We start from the raw sequence: 11499 nt of genomic DNA on the forward strand, positions 1-11499 counted from the left end.
CGTCGGCCTGTTTGAAAAACTGCGCGGAGCGCAGTTTTTCAACCCTGGGTCCAGCGCCTCGCTGGTCCGGGGTCGAGGGGGCGGACAGCCCCCCGCGGGGTCCGGGGCAGCGCCCCGGCGCGGCGGCCCCAGAAGCGACCCATGCTCCGTTGACGGCGCGTCGTTGCTCGCCTCTACTCGCCAGCATGAAACGCAAGAAAGCTCCGCGGCTCGCGGCGGCGTTCGTGGTCACGATCTCTGCGGGGTGTGGCGGCGCGACGCAGGAGCCTGCCAAGCCGGATCCGCAGACCTCCGGGCCGGAGAACCAGGATTGGGTACCCAATCTCGGGAGCGTGCGGGAAGGCTTCCGGCGGAATGAAGATGGGACGTGCACCATCACACATGCCGCGAATCCGCCGTGGGTCGAGCCTGTGGATTGCGAGACGCAAAAGCCGCTGAAGAAACCCGAGGAGGCGTCGCCTTAGACTCAGGGCAGCTCGATGCCGAGCTTCTCTTCGAGGAAGGCGGAGAGCGCGGCTTGATCGGGCTCCGAGAGTGACGAGAACGTCGCGGTGTGGTTGCCGTTCGTCACGGTGAAGCGCACGTTGCCGCTCCCTGCGTCTGGGGTGACGGCGCCGGCAACCCACGGGTCGTGGTCCGAGTAGATGAAGGCGATGCCGTCTCCGAGGCGCGCGAACTCTGCGAGCGAGCTGTTCTCGGCGGCGTCGAACGCCGGCGCGGTCACGCCTTCGGGCACGAGCCCGCGCTCCATGTCGACGAGGTCTTCGGGGATGAGGCCCTCTGCGACGAGCGCGGCGCGCGGCAGGGCGGGCCAGCCGCTGCTCCGCTGCACCTCGTAGAAGTAGGCGCCGAAGAACGACAGGTACCCGTCGGACATCGGGTAGGTGCCGAAGATGCTGGTGACGCTGAAGAACGCCGTCGTCAGCTCCTCTGCCGTCGCCGTCGCCGGATCGGGCAGCGCGGCGCATTCGTCCGGGGTGCCGAAGTATTGCCAGAACAGCCACGGGTAGGAGAGCGCGGCGGCCTCGAAGGCGCGCGCGGGCTCGACGCGGGTGAAGGTGTCGCCGAGATCGGCGGCGGCCAAGGCGTGCACCGCGGGCTCCACGGCCGTGCGCTGGGCGCCGAGTGCGGTGCGCTGGATGGCTTCGAGGCGGTCCTGGCAGGTGGCGTCGACGGTGTCGAAGAACGAGAGGAAGCGCGTGTCCTCGGCGACCATGAACGGGGCGCCGAAGGCGACGGTGGCGTCGACGTCGTTCGGGTAATGCTGGCGGAAGCTCACCATGTCGACGCCGCCGTTGCTGAAGCCCGAGCCGATCCACGCGCTCTTGTACAGGTCGTGCAGGCGCACCACGACGTCGTGGGCGTCGTCGGCGACCTGCTTGCGCGAGAAGTGGGCGTAGTCGTCGCCGTTGCCGTTGTGGAAGCGCTTGTCCAGCACGAGCTGGTTTCCGCCGAGGAGCGTCGTCAGCTCATCCTCGTCGAACCCGAGGTAATTGCTGTACCCCGTGGAGATCAGGTTCATGGGTCGGTCGAAGCCACGGTGGATGAGCGTGAGGTATTGCTCGTGCGTGCCCGACGCTGCGTCCTGGTGATCGTTCACTTGCAGGAGCGTGAGGTCGTAGAGCTCGGCGCCGTCGTCGGTCTTGCCGGCCGGGGTGACGAGGAAGCCGGCTGCCTCGAGCGTCGCGGTCACGCTGATGCACGATTGCGCTTTGCCGTCGACGCCTACGCAGGCGTCGCAGGCGGGGTTGTCGACGCCGGTGCCCGGCTCGGCCGAGCCGGCGCCGTCGCAGTCCGGATCGGGTGCGCCGCAGCCGCAGTCGCAGCCGTCGGAGCCGTTCCAGCGCAGGGCGTTGCAGGTCCACTCCGGCGGCGGCGGCACGGGGGTCTCGCCGCTGTAGCAGGCGAAGCCACCGAGGGAGAGCTGGGCGACGTCGGCCGCGATCTCGGCCGCGCACACCGGCGGATCGGCCACCTGGGTGGCGGTGTTGAACGTTTCGCAGTCCTCGACCTTCGCCAGGCAACCATACATGGCGAGGTCGGCTTCGATGAGGGCATCACAGACCTCGTGTTTGACGCCGAGCGCGGCTTTGATGCCGGCCATGCCTTCGGCCTCGCAGGCTTGCTGCTCCAGGCCCTGGCAGATCACGAGGCGCTCGCACAGGGCGGAAAGCTCCGCGGGGACTTCGCTTTTGACTTCGCCCTCTCCTTTGACGTCGCCGCCGGAGCAGGCGGTGGCGAGGGGGAGAAGAAGCAGCGGTACCAGCCCTAGAATCGACTTCATGTGCATGTGTCCTTCGGAAGACAAGAGTTCCACCACGCGCACGGCTCACACCATGGCGAACGTTGGTGTCTGAATATGGCGAACCGTACCCACGCGCGCGTCATGCGCGAGTAGCGTTCCCGCGCTTGGGACTCGCAAATCTGCGAAGGCTCCGACGCGCCGGGATGTACCTGTCGCCCAGGCCCTCGCCTGCGGTAGGCTCTCCCGCGCCATGCACCCTCTGCCGCTTCGTGTCCGGCTCGTCGGCGGGCTCCTCTGCGCCGTGGCGCTTGCGCTCACCGTGCACTGGGTCGTGACCGGGACGGGTCCCTACGCGTTTTTCCTCGCGGCCGAGCTTGGCGAGGATTCTGCCACGCATCCGCTCGCCGCGGCCGGCCTCACGTTCATCGTGACCGAGGTCCCGGCGCTCGCCGCGACGCTCGCCCTCGGCGTGTTCGCCCTGCGCCGCGAGGGGCGTGATCCGCGCGAGATCACCGACGCTGCGCGCGCGCAGATCCGCGGCGCCATCGACGGCGAAGGCACGGACCCCGAGAGCATGCGCGCGGCCAGGAATTTCGGCATTGCCGCCGGCGGAGGCGTGGCCGGCGCTGCGATTCGCGCGGGCTGGTTCGAGATGTGGTTCGGGGATCCCGGCGCGCTCGCCCCGGCCGTCATCGTGGCTGCTCTGTTCGGGCTCGTCGCGGGGCTCCTGCAGGGCCGGACGGCGCTCGCGCGCCTCGGCTTTTGCGTGGCGCTCGTGACGGTTGCGCTCGGCTCGCTCCCGGCGGTCGCGTGGTACCTCGAACGCAGGCCCGAACCCTTCACGTTCGAGTTTTTGCTGCCGATCTGCGTGGGAGGTCTGCCAGGCACGCTCCTCTTCTGGGGCATGACGGTCTGGCTCCGGCGTGTACGCCGCTGAGCCGAATCAGCGATACGCCTCCACGATCCACGTCCCGTCCACCCCGCGCACGAAATGGAGCTCGTCGAACCCCTCCTCGCGCGAGGGAAGCTCCATCCTCGATCGCATTCCGAGCACCGCCGCGTCCGGCACGCGCTCGTGCGGCGGGCGCTTCGCATTGCGATCGAGGCAGAGATCCTTGCGGCTCTCGAAGAAATACCCGTGCACCCCAAAGCCCGCTTCGTGCGCGGCCTCGATGTACCTCGCTCGTTCCGCGCGCGAGACGTTCGTCTTGTCGACGACGAAGCTCGTCCCACCTTGCAGGCACGCCTCGACGAGCAGCCGCTCCCGGGCCGCCGTCCGGAGCATGTCGCCGTTGATGCGGATGTGCGTGTCGACGAAGCGCGCGCGGAAATAGGTCGACTTTCCCGCCGCGGGCAGCCCGATGAAGAGCACACACACAGGCACGCGCTCGCCCCATCGCTTGCGTCGTTCGATCCGCTCGGCCTCGTTCCGCATGCGTGAGTCTGGCATCGTCAGGGCGCGATGACGACCTTCGTCGCGGCCGTCGCGGCGTCCCCGGTCGGGTCCGTCAGGGTGAAGGTCACGTCGAGCGGTTGGCCGCGGACAGCGTCGACCGCGATGCCCCGGTCCACCTGGAAACGAATCCCGTACAGCTCGCAATGGTCGCCCGCTTTGCGGAGCGTGACCTGCGAGGAGAACGGAGACAGCTTGTAATCGAGGTCCGGGTAAAACCCGTTTACCTTGAGCGTCGAGCCCATCTGGCGCAGGCCCGTCACCCGGAGCGCGAGCCATACGTGGTGGCCGCCTTGGGGGCCCGGCTCGATGTCCACCACCTCGCTCTCCGCGAGCGAGGCGAATGCCATTTGTCCTTTCCCGACCACGAGGGCCGGAGCCCCCGACGACGCCGTCTTGCACGCGTCCTCGGCCGATTCGATCCACGTCGGATCGTAGGCCGGGAGCGACGACGGGTCGAGGAAGGGGTCAACACACGCGCCTTTCACGCATGTCGCATGCGCCCCGCACGCCACCGAGGCGCACGCCGCCTCCAGGGAGACGGGCAGGAGCAGCGATTGCCCGGCCAGCACACGCGTCGTCGCCGTTCGCGTCACCATGGGCACGTGCTCGCCAATGCGGAGCGCCGCGAGGGACAGCTCGATCGTGGCGCCGTCCTCGGCCGCCTGCGCCGGAAGCTCCATCGGCAGGCGCAGATTGCCCGCGCCATACGAGACGAGCTCGCTCTGCGTGACGACCCCATTGACCTTCAGCGTCCGCTCGAGCTCATAAAAGTCGAACCCCACAGCCATATCGGTCGTGAGGCCGACCACCACATCCGTGCTCGTCTCCTGCTCACTGCAACCCGCGAGGACGAACCCGAGCCACACGACACACGAAAGGGAGGTCGGCCGTACGATCATGGGATCACCGCTCCGCGCGCGAATCGCGCTTGCGCCGACGTGCGAGCCAGCCGGCCGTGGCCGCGGCGAACAGGGCGAAGGGCCCGACGACGGCGGCCCTGTCGCCCGGGCTGTAGGAGCAGATGCCGGCGGCGAGGTTTCCGTTGATGCCGTCGGGCCCGATGGTCACGCTCCCCTCGGCCTTCACCTCGATGCCCTGCGCGGCGAGCGCCTTCAGGCAGGTCGGGACCTGCGAGCCGGCGATGATGTACTTGCCGTCGCAGAAGAGCGCGCCGTCGCCGGTGCACGAGGCCTCGCAGTTCGCGCGGAACTCCTGCTCGCACTCCTCGAACTCGACGTCCTGGCACGAGTACTGGCAGTCCATGTTCGCGTCGGCCGAGCACGAGCCGCCGCAGCACTCCACGCAATGCTGATAACAGCCGCCGTCCACCGTCACGCACTTGGCGTCGCATTCGTTGTCGCAGTTCGCGTCCCAGGTCGCCGCGCACTGCGCCGGGTCGGCCTTGGCCGCGCACTCCGTGTCGCGCCTCGCCGTGCATTCCTCGAAGCAGTTGTGGGAGCAGATGACGTTGACGCCGTTGTCGCAGTCCGACTTGCACTGCACCGTGCAGTTGTCCGTGCAGGTCGGCATCGCCGAGAGCGTGCATTGGTCGCCGCAGACCTGCGTGAGCTTCGTCGCGCACGCCGTCTTGTAGATGCCGAACTCGCTGCAGCCGGCCGTGCACTGGGCCGTGACGCGCACCTCGCAGTTCGAGAGCCCCTGGAACCGGATGTTGCCGCACTCTTCGACACCGGCGCTCGCCGGGAGCGCCGTCGTGAGCCCAATGGCGAGGCCCAAGAGCCCGAGAATACCGCTTTTACGCATGAGAGTCTCCTTTGCCGAGGAAGGCAAGCCGAGCAGCCTAAGCAAAGCGCCTGCCACGGGGAAGTTTTCTCTGCACGCGCGGCGCTCCGGCGCCACGCCTCCCTCCCGGCCCGCGCCGCTCGTTCGCTGTGTGAACGACGCCGGTGTGGTTCACGTGAACGCGCGGCGACAGCCCGCCGCACGTGGGCAATGGGCTTACCAGCCAAAGCCATGGCGGGGCGCGTCAATATGTCGTTTCGTCGCAGCGCACGTCCTCGTCGAGGCCCTCGTAGGGGACGTCCAAATATTCAACGGAATCGACGTCACGCCCTTCGAGCACGTAGGCGTGCTCGGACGGCATGAAGGTGGGCTCGACGCTGCCGCGCAAGATGGCCCCACGGCCCGCCCGAACCAGGCCTCGATGTAGTTGTCACTGCCGCGGAGTTGGCGTACGACGCCGCCGATGCCTGCTCCCCAAAATTCTGACCGTCCCCAGCGGGCAGCGGCGGCGACGCGGCGGATCTCGGCCTGGCTGCAAAAGAACGTCGACGCCGACGCGTTTGACCCGCCGGCTGAGGAGGCCTCCGTGCAGGCCCTCGCGAACGCCCTCGGCAAGCCACTCCCGCCCGAGCTCGTGGCGATGTGGCAGGTGCATGATGGGCTGCGGATATTCGAGTATGAGGGCCTCGGCCCGGCCGCGTCGAAGAAGACCCGCGACGGGCTCGAATCCCTGCGCAAGAAGGGGACGTTCGACGACCACGAGGTCTTCGAGCAGAGCACCCCGCGCGTACAACCAGTGAAGTGGCACGAGGCCTGGATTCCCATCGCCAAGGACGGCTGCGGCAATCTCTACTGCATCGACCTCGCGCCCGGCCCCGCGGGCCTCGTCGGACAGGTCATCAAGTGGGAGGTCGCGGGCGGGCCCTTCACGACCGGCAGCGCGGACCTCGCCACGGTGCTCGAAAGGTACGCGGACGCGCTCGAAAGCGGCGACTTCACGTATCTCGCCGATTCGGGCACGTACGACGGCCCCTACCTCGATCTCCTCGGCGATCGATGAGCCGCGCGGCGCAGGCCGAAGACCCTCCTCGTTGCGTTCCTCTCCGCGCCGGCCCCGTGCTCGAACGCGCGGCCTTTCACGAGCTCCGTCGCACGATGGAGCTCTCTTGCTTCAAATGGGACGTGCAGGTCGGCGACACCACGGCCCTCGCGCCCTTCCCGCTGCTCCTCGACGCGGCCACGTGGGCGCACCTCGCCGACCTCGCCGAGCGCCTGACACACGAAACCCTCGCGGCTGAGCAGGAGATCCTCCACCGTCCCGCGCTCCAGCGTCGGATCTCCCTTCCCCGCGCGCACCAGCGCCTCTTCGGCCCCGGCGCGCCCCCGACGCCGGCCGCGGCGCGGGTGATGCGGTTCGATTTTCATTTCACCACGGAGGGATGGCGCGTCTCCGAGGTCAACAGCGACGTGCCGGGCGGCTACACCGAGGCGACCCATTTGCCCGCCCTCATGGCCGGCTTTTTCCCGGGCACACGCGCGGCCGGTGATCCCACGAAGCACCTCGTCGATGCGCTCCTCGGCGCGGCGCAAGACCTGGGATCCCTCGCGCTCCTTTCGGCGCCCGGGTTCATGGAGGACCACCAGGTGATAGCCCACCTCGCGCGAGAGCTCCGCGATCGCGGGGCCGCGGCCGTTTGTGCTTCGCCGGATCACATTCGATTCCACGACGGGCGGGCGCACCTCGTCTCGGCGCAGCAGGGCGGGCCCCTCGGGGCCATCGTGCGGTTTTACCAGGCGGAGTGGTTCCCTCGCCTGCCGAGCGCCGTGGATTGGGCGCCGCTCTTCGTCGGCGGGCGGACGCCCGTGTGCAATCCGGGAATCGCGGCGCTCAGCGAGAGCAAGCGGCTCCCGCTCGTCTGGGACGAGCTCGGCGCGCGCCTCGATACATGGCGGCGCCTGCTCCCCGAGACCCGGGATCCCCGGGACGCGCCCTGGGCGCGCGACGACGGATGGATCCTCAAATCGGCTTACTGCAACACGGGCGACACGGTATCCATGCGCCCGCACATGACGCCGCTGCAATGGGCCACCCTCGCGCTCCGCGTCTCCCTCGCGCCGTCCGGCTGGGTGGCGCAACGCCGGTTCGTGACGGTCCCGCTCGAAACGCCGATCGGCCCGAGGCTGCCGTGCATCGGCGTCTACACCGTCGACGGCCGCGCCGCGGGCGTGTATGGCCGTGTCACGGAAAAACCCTTCATCGACGGCGCGGCGACCGACGCCGCCGTGCTCATCACGGAGACCGACGCATGAAACGCGAGGACGTGCACCACCTGTGGGCGCCCCGGGACGCGACCTTCAGCCCGTGGGTCAAGCCTGTCCTTTTCGCGCACCTCGGCGAGGAGGTCGCGCCGAAGCCGCCGCCGGCGCCGCCCCCGTGGGTCGAGGAGCGAATCGTCGCGCCGCTCCACGCGCACGTGCAGGCCACGCCGGCCGGAGAGCACCCCTACCGCAGCGCGCCGCGCGGGCTGGACACGGCCTTGATCTTGGACTTGCCGGGCGCCGCGGGGGTGCGTGTCGGCGCGGCGCTCGGCCGGCACGGGTTTCTGCCCGTGCCCTTGTACAATGCCATTCCCGCGCCGGAGGGCGTCATCGAGTATGCGGAGGTGATGGAGGCGCTGGTGGACGCGGCCGAAAGCCTCGCCGGGATTTCGCCGGACGCGCCGCCAGCCTTCCTGCTCGACCAGCGGCGAATGGGGACAGGCTTGCTCCTCAAAGCGGGCCGATTCGACAATCGCTCGGTCGTCTTCGCGGGTGATTTCCCCTCGGCGAAGACACTCTCGCGCGCGGGCGTCCGCCGCGCCGCGCTGGTGCAGCGCGAATCGGCTCGGCCGGCCGGAGACCTCCTGCCGATCCTCGTGTCGTGGCAGGAGCACGGGATCGAGATCCTGCACGTGCGCACCGACGTGAACGGCCCGGCCGAGGTGCTCCGGGTGGCGCGACCTGCGCTCTTCGAAGCGATCGGCGCGTGGTTCGATCGAATGGGGCTCCATCGTCGGCGCGACGGCACGTTCGGCGGCGTGATTCCCGAGAGCCCGAGCGGCGGCTAGAACATGGGCAGCTTGTCGATTGTGACACGTGGGTGAACCCGTCCCCCCGCTCAGCGCAGGATGCTGCCACACGTGATAAGTCCAGAATCCGCGCGGGCTCCGACCTGACACGTGTGGCAGGTGCGAAAAGTGCACGGATTGCGTTCTCGGACACGCGGGGGCGAGTTGATTCACGGCGACGGTTGGGGCAACTTGGCACGATGACCGACGTCCAAGCAGCGGCTTACGCGGCCGCAGTCGCGAAATTGCTCCATGCCCACGGTCCTGCGCCGCGCGAGCGGCTGCTCGCTGGATGCTTGGCGTTCGGACTTTCGGAGGAGCAAGCAAACGCGAGCGTGGATCGTGGGCTCGCGCTTTCGTTGTACGTCGTCGATCCCGCGACCGGTCACCTGCGCGCACCCCAGTTGTTGCGCCGCGAGCCCACCGCCTTCCTCGGCGACGGGATCATCGATGCGCGAAAGGATCCAGACGTCGCGCGGCGCCTGGCCATCCTGCGCGTGCTCCTGTCGACGGCGCCGGTGGCCATGTGGGCCGTCGATCAGGCAGGCTACATCATCTATTACGAAGGCAAAGCACTCGAAGGACTGGGGCTCCAGGACGGGCAGTTCGTCGGGCAGAGCTTCCATGAGGTCTTCGGCGAGCACGCATGCGCGCCCTACGTCGCGCGCGCGTTCAACGGCGAGATCGTGGAGGTCTCCTGGGAGTACGGAGGCATCATCTGGCAGAATTGGTGCTTTCCGCTGAAAAACGCAGCCGGCGAGGTCGAGCTCGTCTCGCTCGTGTCGATGGACGTCACCGAGGCCCGGCACGCCGAGCAGGAGCTGCGCGAGAGGCTGACGACGATCGAACGTCAGCAGCGCGTGATCAGCGAGCTGTCGACGCCCATCATCGAGGTCTGGGACAAGGTGCTGGCGCTGCCGCTGCTCGGCGTGGTCGATTCGACACGCGCAGCCATGGTGATGACGAACCTGCTCGGCGAGGTGGTGAACAAAGCTTCGCAGTTCGTGCTCCTGGATCTGACGGGCGTCGAGGCCGTGGATACGGCGACGGCCGGCTACATGCTGGACCTGCTCCGCGCCGTGCGGCTGCTCGGCGCAGAGGGCATCATCACGGGCATCCGCCCCAGCGTCGCGCAGACGATGGTGATGCTCGGCGTGGACCTCGGCGGCATCGTGACGCACGCAACCCTGCGTCAAGGCCTCCAGCATTGCCTGCGCGGGCTCCGGCAGGGCAAAGTGTAGCGTCGCGCGCGACCACGTCGTCGTATTCTGACGCGACGTCCTCAGCGCTCCAAGCGCCACGCCTCCGTCCCACCCAGCGACGGGGCCGTAGGTCATCGGCGACACCCTCGTCCCCCTCCCCCTATTCGCGCGTCCGTCGACCGGACGAGCTCGCCTCCTCTCCCCCTCCGCTCCGCCTCCCGCCGACCCCCCCGCCTCCTCTCCCGCGCCACGCCCTCGTGTCTCCGGAGACTCGGCCCCGCCTCGTCCACCCCTCGCCCCCATCCCTCCGCGCACGCGTCCCCGTCGCCTTCTTGCTCGGCCTCTGCGTTCGAAGACACGACCTCATCCCACTCGCGTGTAGCCATGATCCCGCGCGACAGGACAGCCCTAGGCCCCACGCATGCGGGGAGGCGTCTTTCCATCTTCGATCCCAAGCATCCCAGCCGAACGACCAGGTCTGCGACCTCTCGGACCTCACGCGTGTCGACCTCACGTCCGACCCCATCCGCCGTCGGAGCAAGCTGCGCGACGGGTATCGCGTGGCTGTCGAGAGGGTCGTCACCGCCTCGCCCCTCGCTCAGCCGGCCTTCGCCTTCGCCTTTGCCTTCGTGGCCGCCGTCGGCTTCGCCGGTACGTCGAATGCTTTGAGCAAAGCTTTGGGCGCCTTGAGGCGCCACGCCCGCTCGAGCCGCAGCCGACATTCGGGCACCGTGAGCGCGGGGAGCCGCGCCAGCACGGCCGCATAGCCGCGGTAATGGTCGGTGATGAAATAGATGTCGGGACGATTCTCGATCAAGAAGGCCTGCTCGTCGACGCTCTCCGTGAGGAACACGATCACGTCCCCCTCCTCGCGCAGCCGACAAAACCCCTTGCCGCGGACCTTCATGGCAGGCGTCCGGAACCAGATGTCCTCCACGACCTCGGGCAGCTCGCGCGCGAGCTTGCTGACTTGCTCCCACTTCATGCGGCCATGGTACACCGAGCGGAGCGGCCCAGCGCTCGGGTCCGCGACGCCGGGCACCCCATTTGCCCTTTTGCCGCCCCGACGTGCAGCGAGAAGGGAGGAGCCACATGGCAAACCAGGGAGCTCAGGGCGGCGCGCGGATCGATCCCGTGTCGCGGCGCATCGTCGAGCACATCGAGCAAGCCGGCGGGCTGCCGCAAAAGGTCCGCACGCCCGAGGCCGCCGCGGCCGTGCTCTGCGTCCTTTCGCGCAGGCTGAGCAAGGGCCAGGCGCAAGACTTCGCGCGCTCCCTGCCCGAGGCCCTGCAAACCCTCGTGCATCCATGCGCAGCGCACCGCGGGCTCGCGAGTGACGTGTTCGATCGCGGGGAGTTCTTGCGCCTGCTCGCCGAGCACCTGAAGATCGAGCCGGCCGAGGCCGAGCGGGTCGCACGCGCGGTGTTGCAAGGCGTGCACGCCTTGTTGCCCCAGGGGGAAATCGAGCACCTGCGCAGCCAGCTCCCCTCGGAGTTGTGGGAGTTGTGGGGGCCCCGCCGCGTGGCCGCTTGAAGCGCGGAGCTGGGGCTTTGCCCCAGGCCCCAGGAGGGGGCTGTCCGCCCCCTCCACCCCGGACCAGCCAGGGGCTGGACCCAAGCTCGATGAACTGCGCGATGCGCAGTTCATCGAACAGGCCCGGTCAAGGCCGGCAGCGGGGTTGCCAACCGAGACAGGCGCGCAGGCCGGTGGCAAGACCATGGGGAGGTTCGCTGGCGTTGGTTCGAT

Annotated in this window: 12 protein-coding genes; 7 read left to right on the plus strand and 5 right to left on the minus strand. The window is 68.8% G+C overall.

The features are described from left to right. Positions 1–185: 185 nt before the first annotated feature. A complete protein-coding gene (locus E8A74_RS50795; protein WP_136936438.1) occupies positions 186–464 on the plus strand; it encodes a hypothetical protein in 279 nt (92 codons plus the stop codon). Between the two features lie 2 nt (positions 465–466). Here the strand turns inward: E8A74_RS50795 and E8A74_RS50800 are convergent, their stop codons facing one another. Continuing rightward, entirely contained in the window at positions 467–2284 is a 1818-nt protein-coding gene (locus E8A74_RS50800; protein WP_136936439.1) for an alpha/beta hydrolase family protein, read from the minus strand. Positions 2285–2495: 211 nt separating this feature from the next. Between E8A74_RS50800 and E8A74_RS50805 the strand changes: the two genes are divergently transcribed. After that, positions 2496–3182 (plus strand): hypothetical protein, encoded by a 687-nt coding sequence (locus tag E8A74_RS50805; RefSeq protein ID WP_136936440.1) that lies wholly within the window; start codon positions 2496–2498, stop codon positions 3180–3182. A 6-nt stretch (positions 3183–3188) separates the two neighbouring features. Here E8A74_RS50805 and E8A74_RS50810 read toward each other — a convergent pair whose 3' ends face one another. The 3 genes from E8A74_RS50810 to E8A74_RS50820 are packed head-to-tail and all read right to left on the minus strand — an operon-like array spanning position 3189 to position 5465. Beyond that, positions 3189–3680, minus strand: coding sequence for an ATP-binding protein (locus E8A74_RS50810; RefSeq protein WP_136936441.1), 492 nt, complete (start codon positions 3678–3680; stop codon positions 3189–3191). Positions 3681–3697: 17 nt separating this feature from the next. Then, on the minus strand, positions 3698–4600 hold the full coding sequence (locus E8A74_RS50815; RefSeq protein ID WP_136936442.1) for a hypothetical protein: 903 nt from the start codon (positions 4598–4600) through the stop codon (positions 3698–3700). Positions 4601–4604: 4 nt separating this feature from the next. After that, on the minus strand, positions 4605–5465 hold the full coding sequence (locus tag E8A74_RS50820) for a hypothetical protein (RefSeq protein ID WP_136936443.1): 861 nt from the start codon (positions 5463–5465) through the stop codon (positions 4605–4607). A gap of 442 nt (positions 5466–5907) precedes the next feature. Between E8A74_RS50820 and E8A74_RS50825 the strand changes: the two genes are divergently transcribed. The 4 genes from E8A74_RS50825 to E8A74_RS50840 all read left to right on the plus strand — a co-directional run bounded on the left by E8A74_RS50825 (position 5908) and on the right by E8A74_RS50840 (position 9792). After that, positions 5908–6504, plus strand: coding sequence for an SMI1/KNR4 family protein (locus tag E8A74_RS50825; protein WP_136936444.1), 597 nt, complete (start codon positions 5908–5910; stop codon positions 6502–6504). Continuing rightward, positions 6501–7754: a glutathionylspermidine synthase family protein gene (locus E8A74_RS50830; protein WP_136936445.1), complete on the plus strand. Its 1254-nt coding sequence runs from the start codon at positions 6501–6503 to the stop codon at positions 7752–7754. The genes E8A74_RS50825 and E8A74_RS50830 overlap by 4 nt, the downstream gene beginning before the upstream one ends. Continuing rightward, positions 7751–8551, plus strand: a complete 801-nt coding sequence (locus E8A74_RS50835; protein ID WP_136936446.1) for a hypothetical protein — start codon at positions 7751–7753, stop codon at positions 8549–8551. The genes E8A74_RS50830 and E8A74_RS50835 overlap by 4 nt, the downstream gene beginning before the upstream one ends. 200 nt (positions 8552–8751) lie before the next feature. Continuing rightward, complete coding sequence (locus tag E8A74_RS50840) at positions 8752–9792, plus strand: STAS domain-containing protein (protein WP_136936447.1); 1041 nt, start codon at positions 8752–8754, stop codon at positions 9790–9792. A gap of 559 nt (positions 9793–10351) precedes the next feature. Here the strand turns inward: E8A74_RS50840 and E8A74_RS50845 are convergent. Next, positions 10352–10738, minus strand: coding sequence for an MmcQ/YjbR family DNA-binding protein (locus tag E8A74_RS50845; RefSeq protein WP_136936448.1), 387 nt, complete (start codon positions 10736–10738; stop codon positions 10352–10354). Positions 10739–10845: 107 nt separating this feature from the next. Here E8A74_RS50845 and E8A74_RS50850 point away from each other — a divergent pair, with 107 nt between their 5' ends. Beyond that, entirely contained in the window at positions 10846–11286 is a 441-nt protein-coding gene (locus tag E8A74_RS50850; protein WP_136936449.1) for a DUF2267 domain-containing protein, read from the plus strand. Positions 11287–11499 lie beyond the last annotated feature (213 nt).

This window comes from Polyangium fumosum (assembly GCF_005144585.1).
In the GTDB taxonomy this organism is placed as follows: domain Bacteria; phylum Myxococcota_A; class Polyangia; order Polyangiales; family Polyangiaceae; genus Polyangium; species Polyangium fumosum.